We start from the raw sequence: 18,206 nt of genomic DNA on the forward strand, positions 1-18,206 counted from the left end.
AAGTTTTTATTTCACCCTGCCTGTAGCCACTGACACAGCATAACTCAACTACTGCATGCGGTTATCGCGAGAGTATTTTTATGATAGACCATACATTTCAAAGATCTCAGCTGCAGTCATATTATTGGTTTGATTGGCAAAACTATAAAACGAAGGTTTTTTATCGATAAAAACTTGGCTGTCGAACACAAAAGGCGCTTGATCATCAAAAAGCCCGACCGGGACCATATGCTGATTACTCCCTTTTAATCGATAAAATAGATGACTCCCACATTTATTACAGAAGCCACGTTCTGCCCAGTCCGACGAGTCATACACTGTAATATTCTCTTCCCCTTTGAATGCAATGCCTGTGCCACAGTCTACTTCCATAAATGGTCCGCCACCCCATTTTCTACACATGTCGCAATGGCATGCGCCTACCTTTTTACTGAAGTTACTCGTAGTAAAGCTTACAGCACCACATAGACAACTTCCGTTTTTATCAGCTGGTTCTGTCATATTGCTCTCCTGACTTTGGTGGATATGATAAAAGAGGACACAACCTATTTTATCTCCTCACTGTTTTTATGACGCGAAAAGAGAACCATAAACTACCCCACTTATGGTGGCCATCACTACAACTAAGGCAATAAACACCACTGTTTTTTTCGTCCCTAAGATGCTGTGAAGGGCTAGCATATTGGGCAGTGATAGTGCTGGCCCTGCTAACAGTAGGGCTAGAGCAGGGCCTTGCCCCATGCCGTTACCAATTAAGCCCTGCAAAATCGGCACTTCTGTCAGGGTGGCAAAGTACATGAAGACTCCTGCAAGGGCGGCAACCAGGGGAGATTGAGAAAATCGCAGAGCTAGTACCACTGTCACACTACTAACCAGCACCACTTTGCCTGGATTAAGCTCAAACCAAGCAACGAGTACGAATGCGAGTAAGAGCGCACAAATACCCGTAATCAACCACTTAGCAGCATAGACACTGTACCAGAGTCCCACCGTCGCAGCGGGTTGTGCCCAATTTGCAAATACTAAAATACCCACCATGGTCAAAAAGAACAGGGTATTTTGCCAGAGGGGACACGGGTTACCTCAGATTCTAGCATTCCAGCCTGAGCTTCGATTTTTTCCAGTTCTTCTTTGCGGAAAATAAAGGCCATTGCCAGACCAATCACGACACTAAATACAATGGCCCCGATTGCCCTGGCAATCCCCAACTTAAGCCCTAAAACACGGGCTGTTAAAATAATGGCTAAAACATTAATGGCAGGCCCTGAGTAGAGAAATGCGGTTGCAGGGCCTAACCCCGCACCCATCCGATAAATGCCTGCGAACAGGGGCAAGACGGTACAAGAACAGACTGCCAATAGAATCCCGGAAACTGCAGCCACCCCATAAGCCAAAATTTTGTTGGCTTTTGCACCCAAGTACTTCATTACAGTATCTTGGCTGATGAAAACTGCGATCGCACCAGCAATAAAGAACGCCGGAATCAAACACAGTAGCACATGCTCTTGCGCATACCAGCGGACTAAATACAGCGCTTCAAAAAATGCATTCCTTACTCGAATAGAATTTTGAATTGTCTCGACAGGTAAATAGAAGCACGACAGGAAACCCAACCCAATTAGCACAAGGGACTTCCATTCCCCTTTCCAGAAATGCATAGTGATACCTCAAGATAACTAAGCAACTTACAACAAGGATTGAATTTTTTCTGGATCAATGACTTTACCTTGACTGAGAACTCTGCCATCAATAACAAGGGCTGGCGTTTGCATCACACCATGATTGATAATCTCCATGGTGTCTGTAACGTGATAAAAATCTCCCTCTAAGCTGAGGGCAGACAGTGCCTCTTTGGCGTTGGCTTCTAATTGCTTACATTTATTGCAACCTTTACCCAAAATCTCGACTTTGTGTTTTCGCATAGTTGTAGCCTTCTATATTAAGTCCAATTGAGTCCAAATTTTGTCAGTGTCTAAATTTTCATGGCTTTGTATTGCGTTTAATCTTTCTAGTCTTAGCCATAGACTAGATGAGGAAGTTGAGTAATTCATGAAGACATTCAAAGCACAATCTTCCTCGTGTTTTAAATCCTTAATCTTGTTTGGAAAGAAGACATCCAACACCTTGAATTGCTGTTTGAAGCGGCCAAAACAACGGACATTTTCTCACATCAATCAGTCAATTACGTTTGGACTTGCAATGTTTTTCTGAACCCCCTCACAAGATGTTCATCTTTTTGTTTCAGGCTTAGGATGTGGGAAAAGACCGTGGTGAGAATTCCTGTTCAGGAGGGCCTATGAAGATTGTCAAGATTCTTGGAGGATTGATTACTGCCTTAGTCTGTATCGGCGTTTTTGGGCTGGCGGGCCGCTGGAACTGGTACCGAGGTTGGGCCTTGGTTGGGCTGCTGATTATTGGCCGCCTAGTGAGCATGCCTTACCTGTGGCGCAAACTCCCGAGCTAATGAAGCAACGGGGACAGTTTGGTGAAGGGACCAAAACCTGGGATATGGTGTTGCTAACAGTCTTTGGGCTCACGTTTCTGGCAATCCCCATTGTGGCTGCCCTGGACATTCGCCATCAATGGTCAGAAATGCCCCTCTGGCTATGGCCGTTGGGTGCTGTTTTGTATGCCGGCTTTGTGGCCGTGATTATGTGGTCCATGGCGGTGAACCCTCATTTTGAGAAAACGGTCAGAATTCAACGAGATCGCAACCATCACGTGATCGACACTGGCCCCTACGGCATCGTCCGCCATCCCGGCTATGCCGCCATCATCTTCGGATTAGTACTGGTTATGCCCCTGCTACTGGGCTCATGGTGGGCCTTTATTCCAGCCATTCTCACGACACTCTGCTTAGTCCTACGTACCGCCTTAGAAGACCGCACCCTATATCAAGAACTGTCGGGCTACAAAGACTACACACGCAAAGTCCGTTATCGACTGTTACCCGGCCTGTGGTAAGCGCGGAGTAGGAATGGATGCCTGAGGGTTGGGTGTCAGCCAATCGCCGTTTCCAGATACCTCATAGCAGCTTTCTGAAAGCGAGTGGCATCACCGACTACGGTCTCGCGGCTGGCATGGAGAAACGATAGTCGTCCTCCCACTGTGATCACACCGACCATCTTCTCTTCGACGTCTGAGTAAAACAGAGGACCGTACACGCCCTCAAGTTTAAGTGGTCCGTAGCTTGTCGGGATGTCGAATCGACCCACATTGGTCAGTGCATATCCATAGGTGATCTGGTGCCAGCCCATCTTGCGCAAGAATTGGTTCGGTATGGCACCGTCTAGCAGTCCGTACTTTCGGAAGTAGAGCGAATCGAGCAGAGTCGGGTGGATCTGTTCCGAGGAGAGCATTCGAAAGAGGTTGGTCCTGGCAAGTTCTTTTGAAATTCTAGAATGTATCTTCCTCGTGTTATCCCAGAATGATCTCTGGGGAGAGTACGGCAGTTTCACCGTCAAAGACGAGGCGTAGAATCCGAACGATTCTCCTGCGGAGCTGCGGAGCTGTTCACAGGTGTTCACCGCCAACGCCGATCGCTGGCGATATCGTCGCCGGTCGATTTGATCGTCGTACTGGGCTGCCAGGAATGCGGTCCATAGAGCCGAATTGACCGTCACCTGCTCGGCACGGCTGCGTTCAACCAGGTTCGCCGTAGCGTCGGAATCCATGGCCCATGCCAGCACCTGCATTTTTGTGTTGCGCCGCCAGAACTCCTCGTGCAAACGATGCATGTCGGACCAGGAGAACCGAATGTCTCTTGCCGCCCATTTCTGATTGATTAACCCGATGATAAATCGCTGAAGTGCAGGGGTAGACGGAGGCTTGACCACTGTACTACGGTCAATCGGTGGGGGAACCACAGGCCCCGTGAGTTTCTTTTTCGGTTCCGCGAGGCACCTAAGCAAGTCACGCAGCAGATACCCCAGCGACATGCCGTCGCAGATGACATGATGCCCACACAGGATGATGTCACACATACTCTCTGAGTGGATGAGTGTGGCCCGCACGAGCGGCCCGGTTTCCATCGGAAACGACGTGCGTAATTCGTCTTTTACACGGGCAAGCCATTGATCGTCGCTCTCACGAGGTTCCACGTGGACCTGTATGGGAGGAACACCCTGACTTGTAAACGTGCCAGTGCCATCGTCCTCGATCTGGGCAAGGACAGCTAGGAGTGGATGGCGTAGCCTTAGTTGCTCTAGTACCGCTGCTACTTCTGACGGATCGACAGTTCCTTGCACCCGACCTAGGATACATCCCTTAATACAACTCTTGCTACTCCACTCATAGTAGGAAGTCGTTTTCTAGCTTAGCATTATGGATCCTGAGTAAGGGTGTCTCAGATCCACCCGGACCACCATGCACATAAACCAGAAGTGGCGCAGTGTGCGATCGTCCCCTCAAGAGCACATATTGCTCAACACCTCCGAGCCTCACTCGGCATTCCTCTGCGATTGAGTCTGGCAAGACGTTGCCAGCAGTGTCTAAGAAAGGAGACGTACTGGTTCGCGACGTCAAGACGATGGCACTTGTTGCCAACCCGATTATCAAGACCACACATGAAACAAGAATCCAGTGCATCAACAGATATCCCTGGGCTAAAGTGACAGCGCCGATCCATGCTTCCTATTTCTTGTCCTTCTTACTTGAACCCAGTCGAAGAGACTGCCGACTGCCTTCTTCAGGACGCCCAAGCGCACAGGATAGTAATAGTCAGATTCGAACCAGCCCTTGTCCTTGTAGTATCGGTAGTCATAATTGGTATCATCAAGCTCCAGCCGCATACCTGTTCGGGCCATCCTGAAACCCATAAACTTGAACAACGATGGCACAGGATATTCCGACTTAACCAGTCGTTTATAGAACCGTTGACTATGCTTCGCAAGGGCCCTGTCTATCTTCAGTTTTTCCTGCTCCGTCATTGGCTCAAGCGCTGTGAGGCAACTCCCTTTGACAGTGTTGAAGCCCATAACGTTGCCGACTAAATCAGGGTAGCTGACAATTTCGTCGCCGCCGCCGATGCCTTGGGCAACAATGCTGGTGAAGGTCTTCCCGAAGAAGCGTGGGCGATGGCAGATAAAGCCAAGCCTCTCGAGAAATACCTTCATGATGCCAGAGACGTGGAACACATAGTTTGGCGTGGCGAAGACGACGCCATCAGAGGCCATCATCTTCTCGATAAGCACGTCCCGGTCGTCCTTCAAGGGACAGGACGCCTCACCCTTGGCGAAGCACTGCTTACACCCTCTACAGGTTCCGAGGTGATAATCGCTGAGAGCGACGATCTCGCACTCGACATCACCTAGCGACTGCAGGTGATCCAGGAATTGGCAGACGGCATTGTATGTATGCTTCTTGCGAGCAGTTCCAATAAATGCAGTAACTTTTTTCATCTGATTAGAGAATGCATCCAGTCTTTTCCTCCTCATATTTAATTCTGGAATAAAAAGATGAGAATTTTGTGAGGAAGTCAAAAAACTGGATAACTATAACGATAGCCAACGTTGTGAACTATGTGCGCCGAGCTATAGTTTCCAAGATTCTGACCATGAGCGATGAAAACGTGGATGGTTCTTCAAATGGAGGACGATGACCTGAATGTTCAAAGATAATTTTCTCCTTTAGTGGTGCTTCAAGTATTTCAAACCATTCGTTTGCTAAAATAGCCCGACCCCGTGCCTCATATTTACCCAACACTAGATATACTGGCACTTCAAGAATGGGAATATCTTTGCGAAAGTCAATATCCTGAAGCTGAGGATAGAGAATAGAAAAAGTGTCGATAAGACCTCGCATCCCATTGACACGATCCATAAATGTGTTTTCAGGGACAAACAGGTTGAATGGCATCTCCTGACTAGTGCCAAATTTTGGGTACGCGTTCCAGTCATGCTCATGCAAGAAAACAGGCTCATACTTGAAAAAGTCTTTGTAAGGTGGAGGCCCGTTTTGGTTCAGGGTAGTGAGCAGAGCATCGTTATTTGTCTGCTCTGCCCAAGCTATAGTGTCTTTGTAGAAAAGGATATCAGTTTCTCGCAAACTGATCATTTGCCCAGTCCCCACATAGGCATAGAATAGTTCGGGGTGTTGCTGTACAGCTAGTGTTCCTAAAATAGTTCCCCAGGAATTACCAACCAGGTAAATCTTGTCTGTGTCGAACCGGCTTCGCAAGTAGTTGGTTAACTCAATAGTATCCTTTACCATCTGATTAAGAGTTAGGGTTTCGACTGGCTCCATAGCCGCATAGGATTTCCCCGTGCCGCGCTGATCCCAAGTCACTACGACAAAGTGCTGTTCGAGGCTGGTGTCGGCACGCATAGCTCCCAAGTCAGTACCTCCAGGGCCACCCGCTAGATATAACAAGACAGGATTCTTCTGCTGTTTTCCTCGAATCATCACCGTCTGGTGATGCCCCCCAATGGGTATGGCTCTCAACTCAGTAATGCTGCCAGGTAAAGGCTCTCCGTTGGTGCCGACAATCGGAGCAGTTGTCGCGGACTGGGCAATAAAGTAAGCGAGTATAATCAGTGCCAGAGTAGCAAGACTAGTCAATATCCAGCCTATGCCTCCGACAGGAGCTGATCGCTCTCTTCCTAGGTAAAGGGCAAGCCAGATCCCGTGAAGAGTTCCTAAGGCCATGGGAAGCAAGACAAGCATACCGTGGACTAGACGTCCTAGAATAAACGCGATGATACCGTAAGTTGAACCTAGATGAATGCTGCCTACGGTAGGAACATCAATTCCCAGTCGAGCAAGTTCAAACACAGCAACAAATACTGTCAGTAAAACCAGTGTGTTCCATCGGTTAGCGGTAATCAGCCCTACAACTGCGCCAATGGCAAAAGCAATAGCCATGGATAGCAAGGCCTGGATTGTTGTGATGGGGCCACGAGGGGTAAGCCAGGCACTGACTATTCCAGAACTAGTGACTATACCTACCGTAATAGCTAACCCTATTTGCCAATTCAACCAAAGGGACTCTAATGTTGCAGACATAGCAAAGTATTCTCTATATTTAATTGGGGTTCTTCTAGCGATTGTTGACTATTCGGTTGAGCAAACCATGAAGGGAATCATTTGAGTCCCGCCTGAGCTTTGCCCGTTAGTTTCATCTCTTGAAATGTGGCAATTATTTTAGAGCCATCAGGGTTAAGCCACTCATAGGTAATTGCGATCGCATCATTCGATAATTTTTGCGTTTTGATCTCTGCACCAAAGCCAAGCATATGTTCTACAGCCAGTAGATGCATGCCAGGGGTCAATTGCTCATATTGAGCCAACGTAACAACAGCATATTCCTGAGAAAGACGGTGATGCACAATGCTAATGCGGAGGGCAACTAACCCAAACTCTGCCACCATAGGACGCAATGGCAGTAGCTGTGGTGGAAACAGTAGTCTCGGCATCACTAAAAGAAACAAACCCAACACCAATGCTAAATCTATTAGTGGTTCCCGTGGCTGCCCATGGGTTCCCACCAGAACTTTCGTCTCAAAGTGAGGCTTGTGGTGGTGAGGTCCATGGTCAAATCGTTGGTCCCACAGGTGCCTGTGAGGGCCTACCAGGACTTTCGTCTTAAAGTGAGGTTCGTTATCTTTTCCGATAGAGTAGTGTCATCTTTCCTAAGCACCTTAATCAAAACAACGAATTTTAGGTCTAAGGTACCTTACTGGTACCTAGCTAGTACATCTAAGATACAAAGAAATTATGGGGAATCTATGATTACTTGCAGAATAGGACGACTTCAATGACAGAATCAGCAACCGATATGATCATCATTGGTGCTGGTATTGCCGGGTTGGCTGCTGGCTGCTATGCCCAGATGAATGGTTATCGCACCAAGATTTTTGAGCTACATAATCAGCCAGGTGGTCTCTGTACCGCGTGGCAACGCCGGGGATATACCTTCGATGGCTGCATTCACTATCTATTTGGCTCTGGCCCAGGACAGCCCTTTTATCAACTTTGGCAGGAATTAGGCGCAATTCAGGGACGACAGTTTGTCCACCATGATCAGCTGACGACACCCTACCAATACTGGCAACGCATCTATGGTCGCGCTATCTACAACGCAGAAGAAATCCAGGAGTCTGGCATTTTGATTGACCAGTTGGAACAGTTTTACCCCGGGATCAAGGCAGATATTGAATTTGTAGATGTAGCCACACCCCTCAGCTATGAACGCTACACAGGTAACTGGCAAGGCTCAAGCTGCGGCTGGTTACTAAATAAGCAAACAATGCCATTATTGATCACAGGTTTGCCAAAAACATTGCCAGGTCTCCATCACTTTTATCAAATCGGGCAATGGGTAGAACCAGGAGGTAGCGTTCCTGTAGTAGCAATGTCGGGTCGCAACATTATTCAACAGATTTGTCATGAAGATCGCAAGACATTCATGACAACAATTCCACAATAATCCCAGAGGAAACCAGCGGCGGTTTGTAACCTAACATGTCAGCAGTCAACTTACACAAAGCTATCGGTTGCATAAACCATCTAAACCCTTCATAACTTTCTCAAGTTCTGAGTTTAATCTTTAGGTGTTCCAATCAGGTACTCGTTGCTTTAAAAAGGAAGGTGCGTCATGGATGCTAATCGTAGGCCGGCTCAAGCTACTAGTCAAAGCAATAGAAAACCCATCTCCAAAGAGGAAAAAACTAACCCTCAAGAAAATCTGGCGACCTACACCAGTGAAGTAAAACATCGATATAACGAACTAAATCAAAAGATGTATGCTGAACTAGAGAACAAGCTTTCAGGATGGTTTGAAGAGTTTCAGCAGGTTGTTGAAGGCCATAAACGTCATCCCTGGAAATGGCTGACTGGCTTAATCCTTATCATATTCCTGGGACTGAATGGGTTCCTCTACTATAAGCAAGCGCAGCAAATTCAGCAGCTCAATAATTTAGTTGAACAACTTACTCCAGCTGAACCATCCGATGGAGAGAATTGAGTCAGTAGAGCCTTCGCTGCCATGCATCCTTAGAGAGGAGAGTATATGTGGCACAGGCTGAGGGAGCTTTCCTGCTGTGGTCATGGCAAATTTGCCATATAATCTGACAAATTTGCCATGAAGATCGCAATGCAATCTTTTCGTTCCCAGCCCTGGCATGCTAGGGCGTCCGAAACTGTTTTCGACATCCTACAATCTAGCTCCCATGGCCTTACCCAATCGGAGGCTCAATGGCGACTACAGCAGGTGGGTGCCAATCATCTGCCCCGACAGTCTGGTCCTAGCCATTGGCAGCTGCTCCTACGACAGTTTCGCAGCCCTCTAATTTATATCCTGGGTATTGCTGCGCTGGTATCAGTGGCCATCGGCGATCTCAAAGATGCTGGATTTATCGTGGCCGTTCTTATTCTAAATGCCGCCATTGGCGGATATCAAGAATGGCGCGCAGAACAAAGCAGCCGGGCACTACAGCAGCTATTGAAAATTCGCGCAGCTGTTATGCGAGACGGAGAAGTATGTGAGATCGATGCCGACGATGTGGTACCAGGAGATGTGGTGTGGTTAGAGTCTGGCAATCGCATCCCCGCTGATATCCGCCTGATTCATACCCACAATCTGGAAGTGGATGAATCATTATTAACGGGAGAATCGCTAACTGTTCTCAAACACTCCCGTTGGATCGGAGAAGAGTCTACTCCCTTAGCCGACCATCTCAATATGGTATATGCAGGGTCCATGGTGGTTCGCGGTCGAGGGCGCGGCATCGTTGTCGCCACAGGAGCCGCTACTGCAGTCGGGCAGCTGGCCCTAGACATGATGACCACGACGGTTGGCAAGCCTCCGTTACTCAAGCGCATGGAACAGTTTAGTCAGGTTGTGGCCCTATCAGTGGTGATCGCAGCGGTGGGTATTGCCTGGCTAGGTATCCTTAAGCACGGGTATAACCTGATTGAAATGTTCTTATTCAGTATTGCCCTGGCTGTGTCTGCGATTCCAGAAGGATTGCCCGTAGCGTTAACGGTGGCCCTATCCGTCACCACCCGGCGGATGGCCAGACGAGGGGTCATTGTGCGGCGCTTACCAGCAGTTGAAGGTCTGGGCAGCTGCACCCTGATCGCCAGCGATAAGACTGGCACACTCACCTGCAATGAATTGACGGTGCGTCAAATTTACCTTCCTAATGGCGAGGGCTTCGAGGTCACGGGTGAGGGATTTACACCCGTTGGGCAGGTGTTATTCCAGGGACAGATCATTACACCGGATCATGTGGCCTTAGATCGCATCGCGCGGGCAGGCGTGCTATGCAATGAAGCCGATTTGCACCACAGCGATGGCCAGTGGACCTGGCGGGGAGATCCTACAGATATTGCCTTATTGACCATGGCCCATAAATTAGGCTGGAGTCGTGAACCCACGTTGAACCTGTATCCCCAGGTCAATGAAATTCCGTTTGAGCCAGAGCATCAGTTTGCGGCTACTTACCATGTCATTGAGAACGAGGTACATGTATTGGTCAAAGGGGCTCCTGAGCGTCTGCGCACCATGTGTGAGGTGTCGTCTGGACCATCACCCTGGGATTGCTCTCATCAGATGGCCAAACAGGGCTATCGGGTATTGGCCCTAGCCGAAGGTGTGGCTCCCAGCAGCCTCGACTCTACCCAGGTGCCGCCCGAACCTTCTAAGCTAAAACTGCTCGGATTTGTTGGCATGATCGATCCTCTCAGACCTGGGGTAAAAGATGCGATCGCATCTTGCCATGCAGCTGGCATTGCTGTGTGGATGATTACAGGCGATCATCCGGCGACAGCGTTAGCCATTGCTCAAGATTTGAATCTTGCCACCACCGCCAGCCAGGTCGTTACCGGACAAGCGTTAGCAAACCACTCAGACATGCAACAGCTGATCCAAACGACCTGTGTGTTTGCCCGCATCGCTCCCCATCAAAAGCTGCAGCTGGTCAATGCCGCCCGAGCCTCCGGGCATTTTGTGGCAGTCACCGGCGACGGCATTAATGATGCGCCCGCCCTACGAGCTGCCAACATCGGAATCGCCATGGGCAAAGCAGGTACAGATGTCGCCCGTGAAGCAGCAGAACTGGTAATCAGTAACGACAATTTCACCACAATTGTGACTGGCATAGAAGAAGGACGAATTGCCTACGACAATATCCGCAAGGTAATATACCTATTGGTATCGACAGGGGCTGCCGAGATTATTTTGCTGAGTCTAGCTGTGGCAACCGGCCTACCGTTACCGTTGTTGCCCGTGCAGCTGCTCTGGCTCAATTTAGTCACCAACGGCATTCAAGATGTAGCACTGGCTTTTGAACCAGGAGAAAATGCAACCCTGCACCGCCGCCCCAGGTCACCTCGTGAACCCATCTTTAATCGACTGATGATTGAGCGCACTCTGCTTGGAGCAATGGTGATGGGTGTGGTTGGCTTTGTTACCTATAATTGGATGCTCGCAGCAGGACAGCCCGTTCCTGTTGCCCGCAACACGCTGCTGTTGTTAATGGTGTTGTTTGAGATAGTACATATTGGTAACTGTCGCTCAGAAAGTAAGTCGGTGTTTCAGCTATCTCCCTTACGGAGTCCCATCCTGCTAATGGGCACGACTATCGCATTTTTAGTCCATGTGCTGGCGATGTATATGCCGCTAGGACAGAGCTTACTGGCCATTGAGTCTGTCAGCCTTGAAACCTGGGGGATATTGATTCTTCTAAGTTTGTCAGTACTGGTACCCATAGAGTTACATAAACTCAGCCGGTTTCAAGGTTCCAAAGATCGAAAAAGAGCTTTCCATTAAAACTCAACCACTATGCACTGAAAGTACATAGGTTCTAGAAAGGACTGAAAGTCCCAGCTTTCGAACAGGTCCGAAAGTACCTAGAAAGACAAATCCGGAATGGATGATGCTAAAGCCTTGCACTGAAAGTGCATAGTTTTTAACTAGCGTGTCTGGGACCATAAAATAGATTGGCAAAACCTGGCTTTGCTAGCCTGCTAAGTATCAGCTTCTCTAGATAATTAAGGCACCTCTCAATGATTATCTGTTGTTTCCGGTAGTGGCAAGGGCTTATCAACATCTGGGAGACTGACATAAATCGTCTCTAGGTTGATCAATCGCTCTTCGAGTGACTTAACAGTCTGAGCTAACTGAACATCCTCTCGCCGATGTTTATCAGAGGTCAACCATACTGATGCCGTTCCACCCGCAGCACCAAGGACTACCAGAAAAGGTAATAAAATTCCACTTTCAGTAATGGCAACGATGGGAATACACACCCCTAACATGCCAATGGCACAGCCCCAGATGGTGCCTGTCGCTCGAACTTTTGGATCTTCCTCAGCAGATTTATGGCCCATGGTATTTTCTTCAGCCTCAACAATACAAAGCTACTTAAATCTCTTGAGTTCAGAATTGTCTAGTGGAAAGGACTTGAGTGGATAGCTCTTGAAATCTTTACTCTTTATCAATCAAGGGGCTAACCGTTGAATCTGCCAGTTATCCATCTGAGAATCATGACTCTTTCGGCTATACAAAAATCGATCGTGCAATCGATTAGGACGTCCCTGCCAAAACTCCATTCGATCGGGAACAACTCGGTATCCCCCCCAAGAACTTGGCAATGGAATTTCGTGATTAGAAAATTTTCGTCGTATCTCATCAAATTTCAGTTCCAACAACTTCCGCGATGTGATCACCTGGCTCTGTTGTGAGCACCAGGCACCTAGCTGAGCACCTCTAGGACGTAATGAAAAGTAAGCTAAGGACTCTGCTGTTGACACTTGCTCAACTCGACCTTGAATCTCTACCTGACGCTCAAGTGGCAACCATAAGAATAACAACGATGCTACTGGATGTTGTTTAATATGCTTAGCCTTGCGACTACTGTAATTAGTAAAGAACACAAATCCATTCTGGTCAAAATACTTGAGCAATACGGTTCGTTGGGTTGGTCTTCCGTTTGGAGACACCGAGCCTAATACCATGGCATTAGGCTCGGGTAGATCTGCTTGATTGCAGGCATCCTGAAACCACTGCTCAAAAAAGAGCATTGGATCATCTGGTAACTGTTCGCGACGCAGCTCCCATTGGCTATACTCTTGTCGCAGTTGTTCAATTCCCATTGGCTACTTACATATAGCTACCCTCATCTTTCAACTGTGGAATAATAAGATGAGGATGTTATGAAGGAGCTAATTAAGCCATATCTCCACAGGATCATCATAATTGGCTGCTAAGAATAGGTAGAACCCAGGTCCTTCTGCTCTGACAGGATGTAATGCTACATATGCTTTGCTCTAAACTTTCTAAGGAGTCTAATTTGGTGAGTAGTGAGTTTGCGACTCAGCGTGGGCTTGCATGACTGACCAGTCTCTCAGAAGATCGTTAATAGGACCGTTTGAAAAGCTGAAGATGCTTGCTGATTCACCATCTCCAAATTCGCTAACTCTAATTAATCGAGCCATTATCTCCACACCACTCACGGTAACGGCTGATGCTCTGCTTGGGGATGCGATCGCACAGATGCATCAAGCCAAAAGCAGCTATATCCTCAGCACCGACCAACAGCGCCCCGTTGGCATTTTCACTGAGCGAGATCTGGTACGGCTCCTGGCCTCAGGGCAATCGACCATAGGGATGACACTCGCCACAGTCATGACCCAAGAGCTGCTTACCCTAGCCGCCGAAGACATCAAAGACGTCTTTGAAATCTTGCACCTGATGAAAAAAAATCGGGTACGTCATCTACCCGTAGTTGATGAACTCGGTAAGTTAACAGGCGTCATTACTCGACAAAGCCTGCGGGAGGCCCTCCCCCCCTCCAGCCTCCTAAAATTCAGATTAGTCAAAGAGGTCATGGAGTCAAAGGTCGTTTGCGCGCCCCAAGCGACATCGTTACTGACCCTAGTGCAACAGATGGCTGAACACAGGGTCAGCTGTATAGTGATTGCAGACTCTAATCATCGCCCCGTCGGCATCGTCACCGAGCGAGACATTGTACAGTTTCAAACCTTGGGCACTAATTTTAGTCAGACCCAGGCTCAGACTGTGATGAGCAGCCCTCTGTTGCCCATCCAGCCCCATGATTCACTCTGGATGGCCCACCAGCAGATGACCCAAAACCACGTGCGGCGTTTGGTGGTCTGCATGCCTGACAAAACATTAGCCGGTCTGATTACCCAAAGCAGCCTATTGAAGACTCTTGATCCCAACGAAATCCAGCAGGTAGTTGAACTATTACAGCAGGAAGTAGAACAGCTACGCTCAGAAAACCAAACCCTCATAGAAGATCGTACCTGTGAGCTAGAAAACCAACTGCGTCTAAGCCAGCAACTAGAGCAAAGCCACAGCCGCCTGACAGCAACCAATGTCACGTTAACAACGACCCTACAAGCCCTCCAAATAGCTCAACAGAACCTACGTCAGGCAAATGCCGACCTGGAAAACCAAGTCGAAACGCGGACCGCAGACCTACGTCAGGCCGAACATCGCTGGCGTACCCTGCTAGAAAATGTGCCGCTGGTGGTCGTTGGCCTTGATCATGACGGCAAAGTCACCTATGTCAACCCCTTTCTCCTAGAGCTAACAGGCTATACCGCTTCACAAGTACTCGGAAAAGACTGGTTTGAACAGTTTGTGCCCTCATTTGAACAACCTCGGCTTACTCAATACTTCCAACAGTTACTCACCCAGTCAGATACCGCTATACAGTATCAGAACATCATCGTGACCCGATCCGGTGAAAAACGTATGATTGCTTGGAACAACACTCTGCTGTGTGATGGTAATGATACTATCCTCGGCTCCATGAGCATTGGCGAAGATATTACCGAACGCCTTGTGATTGATCGGATGAAAAGCGAGTTTATTGACATCGTTGGTCACGAGCTGCGTACGCCACTGACCTCAATTGACGGCGGGTTAAAGCTGATAACCGGGGGTCTTGTAGCTAGTGATTCTGAGCAAGGACAGTTACTGCTGCAGACTGTAGCAAAAAGTTCTCAGCGGTTAGTCAGGTTAGTGGAGGAAATTTTAGACTTTGAATGTCTGGAGTCAGGGAAAAGCCTACTGACAAAGGAGTCCCTCAATACACAAGACCTGACTCACCCAGCAACCGCTGCAGTACAGCCCATGGCAAAACGCTCAGGCATCGCCCTGAAAGTTTCTGACCCTGGCTTTGAACTTGTCGCCGACCGCCAGCGTATCCAACAGGTGCTGACCAACTTACTTGACAATGCCATTAAGTTTTCCCCTGACGGCAGCACTATCTGGCTAACTGTTGACACATCCTTATTAAGCCAGCCTGATCACACAGAATCCATGGTGCGTTTTCAAGTTCGCGACCAAGGCCCCGGAATTCTACCTGAACAGTGCAAAACAATCTTTGACCGCTTTATGCAGCTAGACTCCTCCGACACTCGATCAAACGGGGGTACAGGACTGGGCCTCGCCATCTGTCGCAAAATCATCGAGCAGCACAGCGGCAATATCTGGGTCGAAAGCACCTTGGGTGAAGGCAGCTGCTTTTATTTTACGCTGCCAAAAGGTTGAGCCGCCGATAGTTCAGTCATTTTAGGCCTAATAAGTTCTCTAACCACACAAGAAACACATACTTTGCCTCTAAGCTGCATAAGTTTTATAGGATAGGCCACAGCCTAAGATAATAACCTGGACTTAGTCACATGTTCCTACTAGGTCCTAGCTTGCTAATGTATAGGCGAACCTACGTTAGGTTTTCCTTCCTGCCCTTATGAGCAACCCCACACCTTTGATGTTGGCCCAAGCCATTGATTCTGAGCCCCTGATCGTTGAGCCATCTACGCTGCTCAGGCAAGTCATCAGTTTGCTCAATCAGGCCCGGAGTCATCGCTACAGCTTTGATGAACGTGAAATAGAAGCTACTCCTGCAACTAAGCCCAAACGGTCTAGCTGTGCTCTGATCATGAAAGACGGGGATTTATTGGGGATCTTCACTGAGCGAGATCTGGTCAAGCTGATCGCCAATGGAGAGATCCAGGACGATCTAACCGTTGCCGACGTGATGACTCAACCTGCGATTTCGCTAAAAGAGACAGGCCATCAAGACATTTTTGTCGCCCTTAACCTCATTCGTGAACATCAGATTCGCCATCTGCCAATTTTAGACGAACACGATCAGCTCCTAGGTATTGTCACCCCTCGCAGTATTCGCGAGGTTCTAGATCCCACTGACCTACTTAAAATTCGACGCGTTAGTGAGATCATGAGTCTCAACGTAGTTCATACTCCCCCAACCAGCTCCGTGATGGAGGTGGCTAAGCTAATGAATCAGCACTTGATCAGCTGCGTTGTGATTGTAGAAGTAACCCCGCTCCCAGATAGCAACCCAGACTCATCTTGCCTTTGCCCAATTGGCATTATCACAGAACGAGATATTGTCCAGTTCCGGGCTATGGAATTTAACCTGGACCAGCTAGAAGCACAAGCGGTCATGAGTGCCCCGTTATTTCTAGTCAACCCAGATGATTCACTCTGGTCTGTAAATCAGAAGATGAAACAGCACCTGACTCGACGTTTGGTGGTAGCCGGTCCCCAAGGAGAACTACAGGGAATTATCACCCAAACGAACATTCTGCAGGTACTCGATCCGATCGAAATGTACAGCGTTATAGAACTGCTACAGCATAAACTTACGGAATTAGAAGCCGAGAATATCCGGTTACTGCAAAACTGTACTCTTCAGCTAGAACAAGAAATAGCTACCAAAGAAAATGAGCGTCAACATACCCAACAAACCATCCGTGCCCAAGCGGCTTTGCTGGATGTGACCACTGACGCGATTATGGTACGCAGCCCTGAGCACCAAATTCTCTTTTGGAACCGTGGGGCTGAACACCTATACGGATGGACTGCGGACGAGGTCATGGAAAAAGATGCCGATCAGTTACTCTATGGGGCATCGCTCCCGGAATTGGCAGACATTCAAACAGCCCTTGAGCAAACAGGTCAGTGGCAAGGAGAACTGCAACAGACAACGAAGACGGGTCAGACCATTACGGTCGCAAGCCGCTGGACTCGGATGCAAGACGATACAGGCTATCCCCAATCAACCTTGGTCGTCAATACAGACATCACGGACAAAAAACAGTTAGAACGTCAATTTCTAAGGGCGCAACGTCTAGAAAGTATTGGCTCCCTGGCAGGCGGCATCGCCCACGACTTAAATAACATTTTGACCCCTGTTTTAGGCGTAGCCAAACTTTTGCCAATGCTGATTGGGAAGGACGATACCCAAGCGTTGCGGCTAGTTAACTTGCTACAATCGAGTACTCAACGCGGCGTTGACATCATCAACCAGGTGCTTTCCTTCTCAAGGGGACTGGAAGGAGAACGAAGCATACTGCAAGCCAAACATCTTATCCGTGAAGTCATTCAGATTGCCCAACAAACGTTTCCAAAATCAATTAGCATTAACGAACGAACTGAAGCAGACCTCTGGACTGTTTACGGCGATGCCACCCAGCTGCATCAGGTGTTGATGAATCTCTGCGTGAACGCTCGGGATGCTATGCCCAGTGGTGGAAAACTAACCGTAGTTGCCCAAAATTTCCATGCTGATCATAACTATGCTCGGATAAACTTAGAGGCTAACGAAGGACCGTACCTACTGATTAGTGTAGAAGATTCAGGAGTCGGAATTTCACCAGACATCATTGAGCAGATTTTCGATCCCTTCTTTACGACAAAAGAATCAGGAAAAGGTACTGGTTTGGGTCTTTCGACCGTCATTAGCATTATTAAAAGTCACGGTGGATATTTAAAGGTCTACAGCGAACCGGGTCAAGGTAGTCGATTTCAGGTTTACCTGCCAGCCGTCGAAACCCCTGAAGCGCTACCCACTGTGGAAGAAAATCTACCCCAGGGTCAGGGGGAGCTGATCTTCGTGGTTGATGATGAAGCCCCCATCCGTGAGGTCACTAAGCGGTGGCTAGAAGCCTATAACTATCGGGTCTTAACAGCCTGTGATGGGATTGATGCGATCGCAACCTACGCTGAGCACAAACAAGAGATTGCAGTCGTCTTAATGGATATGATGATGCCCCAGATGGATGGAACTACCGCCATCAACTCACGGTTCGCTTAAATTTAGGAAGGGTTGCCTAAATTATCCGGTGAGTGAGAGGTAGATATCATCCGAAGCCTTCAACAACTGCAGAATGCGCTGTTGCCGCTCAGATAAAGCAGAGAGAACATA

Annotated in this window: 18 protein-coding genes; 8 read left to right on the top strand and 10 right to left on the bottom strand. The window is 48.3% G+C overall.

All coding sequences use genetic code 11. The features are described from left to right. Positions 1-78: 78 nt before the first annotated feature. The 4 genes from IQ260_RS12060 to IQ260_RS12070 all read right to left on the bottom strand — a co-directional run bounded on the left by IQ260_RS12060 (position 79) and on the right by IQ260_RS12070 (position 1,922). Positions 79-501, bottom strand: coding sequence for a GFA family protein (locus tag IQ260_RS12060; protein ID WP_193993358.1), 423 nt, complete (start codon positions 499-501; stop codon positions 79-81). 66 nt (positions 502-567) lie between these two features. After that, positions 568-1,038 carry a permease gene (locus tag IQ260_RS30960; protein WP_228015906.1) on the bottom strand — a complete coding sequence of 157 codons (471 nt, stop codon included), beginning with the start codon at positions 1,036-1,038 and terminating at the stop codon, positions 568-570. Between the two features lie 2 nt (positions 1,039-1,040). Continuing rightward, complete coding sequence (locus IQ260_RS30965) at positions 1,041-1,658, bottom strand: permease (RefSeq protein WP_228015907.1); 618 nt, start codon at positions 1,656-1,658, stop codon at positions 1,041-1,043. A gap of 27 nt (positions 1,659-1,685) precedes the next feature. Then, positions 1,686-1,922 carry a thioredoxin family protein gene (locus tag IQ260_RS12070; protein ID WP_193993359.1) on the bottom strand — a complete coding sequence of 79 codons (237 nt, stop codon included), beginning with the start codon at positions 1,920-1,922 and terminating at the stop codon, positions 1,686-1,688. 374 nt (positions 1,923-2,296) lie between these two features. Here IQ260_RS12070 and IQ260_RS12075 point away from each other — a divergent pair, with 374 nt between their 5' ends. Further along, entirely contained in the window at positions 2,297-2,464 is a 168-nt protein-coding gene (locus IQ260_RS12075) for a hypothetical protein (protein WP_193993360.1), read from the top strand. Continuing rightward, positions 2,443-2,964: a methyltransferase family protein gene (locus tag IQ260_RS12080; RefSeq protein ID WP_193993361.1), complete on the top strand. Its 522-nt coding sequence runs from the start codon at positions 2,443-2,445 to the stop codon at positions 2,962-2,964. Before IQ260_RS12075 ends, IQ260_RS12080 begins: the two co-directional genes overlap by 22 nt. A gap of 35 nt (positions 2,965-2,999) precedes the next feature. On the opposite strand, the gene IQ260_RS12085 is transcribed toward IQ260_RS12080, so the two are convergent. The 4 genes from IQ260_RS12085 to IQ260_RS12100 form a co-directional block, all read right to left on the bottom strand. Beyond that, positions 3,000-4,247 (bottom strand): condensation domain-containing protein, encoded by a 1,248-nt coding sequence (locus IQ260_RS12085; protein ID WP_193993362.1) that lies wholly within the window; start codon positions 4,245-4,247, stop codon positions 3,000-3,002. 357 nt (positions 4,248-4,604) lie between these two features. Beyond that, on the bottom strand, positions 4,605-5,480 hold the full coding sequence (locus tag IQ260_RS12090) for a flavodoxin family protein (protein ID WP_228015908.1): 876 nt from the start codon (positions 5,478-5,480) through the stop codon (positions 4,605-4,607). A gap of 37 nt (positions 5,481-5,517) precedes the next feature. Continuing rightward, positions 5,518-7,002, bottom strand: coding sequence for an alpha/beta fold hydrolase (locus tag IQ260_RS12095; protein WP_193993364.1), 1,485 nt, complete (start codon positions 7,000-7,002; stop codon positions 5,518-5,520). A gap of 77 nt (positions 7,003-7,079) precedes the next feature. Continuing rightward, on the bottom strand, positions 7,080-7,412 hold the full coding sequence (locus tag IQ260_RS12100; protein WP_193993365.1) for a hypothetical protein: 333 nt from the start codon (positions 7,410-7,412) through the stop codon (positions 7,080-7,082). Between the two features lie 26 nt (positions 7,413-7,438). On the opposite strand from IQ260_RS12100, the gene IQ260_RS12105 reads away from it, so the two are divergent. The 4 genes from IQ260_RS12105 (at position 7,439) to IQ260_RS12120 (ending at position 11,770) form a co-directional block, all read left to right on the top strand. Continuing rightward, a complete protein-coding gene (locus IQ260_RS12105) occupies positions 7,439-7,585 on the top strand; it encodes a hypothetical protein (protein ID WP_193993366.1) in 147 nt (48 codons plus the stop codon). A gap of 168 nt (positions 7,586-7,753) precedes the next feature. Continuing rightward, positions 7,754-8,425: an NAD(P)-binding protein gene (locus tag IQ260_RS12110; RefSeq protein ID WP_228015909.1), complete on the top strand. Its 672-nt coding sequence runs from the start codon at positions 7,754-7,756 to the stop codon at positions 8,423-8,425. Positions 8,426-8,593: 168 nt separating this feature from the next. Beyond that, on the top strand, positions 8,594-8,962 hold the full coding sequence (locus tag IQ260_RS12115) for a hypothetical protein (RefSeq protein ID WP_193993367.1): 369 nt from the start codon (positions 8,594-8,596) through the stop codon (positions 8,960-8,962). 129 nt (positions 8,963-9,091) lie between these two features. Continuing rightward, a complete protein-coding gene (locus IQ260_RS12120) occupies positions 9,092-11,770 on the top strand; it encodes a cation-translocating P-type ATPase (RefSeq protein WP_228015911.1) in 2,679 nt (892 codons plus the stop codon). A 233-nt stretch (positions 11,771-12,003) separates the two neighbouring features. Here the strand turns inward: IQ260_RS12120 and IQ260_RS12125 are convergent, their stop codons facing one another. Both IQ260_RS12125 and pdxH read right to left on the bottom strand, forming a co-directional pair. Then, positions 12,004-12,330 (bottom strand): hypothetical protein, encoded by a 327-nt coding sequence (locus IQ260_RS12125; RefSeq protein WP_193993369.1) that lies wholly within the window; start codon positions 12,328-12,330, stop codon positions 12,004-12,006. Positions 12,331-12,441: 111 nt separating this feature from the next. Continuing rightward, positions 12,442-13,095 carry a pyridoxamine 5'-phosphate oxidase gene (gene pdxH, locus IQ260_RS12130; protein WP_193993370.1) on the bottom strand — a complete coding sequence of 218 codons (654 nt, stop codon included), beginning with the start codon at positions 13,093-13,095 and terminating at the stop codon, positions 12,442-12,444. A 289-nt stretch (positions 13,096-13,384) separates the two neighbouring features. Here pdxH and IQ260_RS12135 point away from each other — a divergent pair, with 289 nt between their 5' ends. Both IQ260_RS12135 and IQ260_RS12140 read left to right on the top strand, forming a co-directional pair. Beyond that, complete coding sequence (locus IQ260_RS12135; RefSeq protein ID WP_193993371.1) at positions 13,385-15,523, top strand: CBS domain-containing protein; 2,139 nt, start codon at positions 13,385-13,387, stop codon at positions 15,521-15,523. Positions 15,524-15,722: 199 nt separating this feature from the next. After that, positions 15,723-18,095, top strand: a complete 2,373-nt coding sequence (locus tag IQ260_RS12140) for a CBS domain-containing protein (RefSeq protein WP_193993372.1) — start codon at positions 15,723-15,725, stop codon at positions 18,093-18,095. Positions 18,096-18,206: the final 111 nt, after the last annotated feature.

Source organism: Leptolyngbya cf. ectocarpi LEGE 11479 (assembly GCF_015207065.1).
In the GTDB taxonomy this organism is placed as follows: domain Bacteria; phylum Cyanobacteriota; class Cyanobacteriia; order Phormidesmidales; family Phormidesmidaceae; genus Leptothoe; species Leptothoe ectocarpi.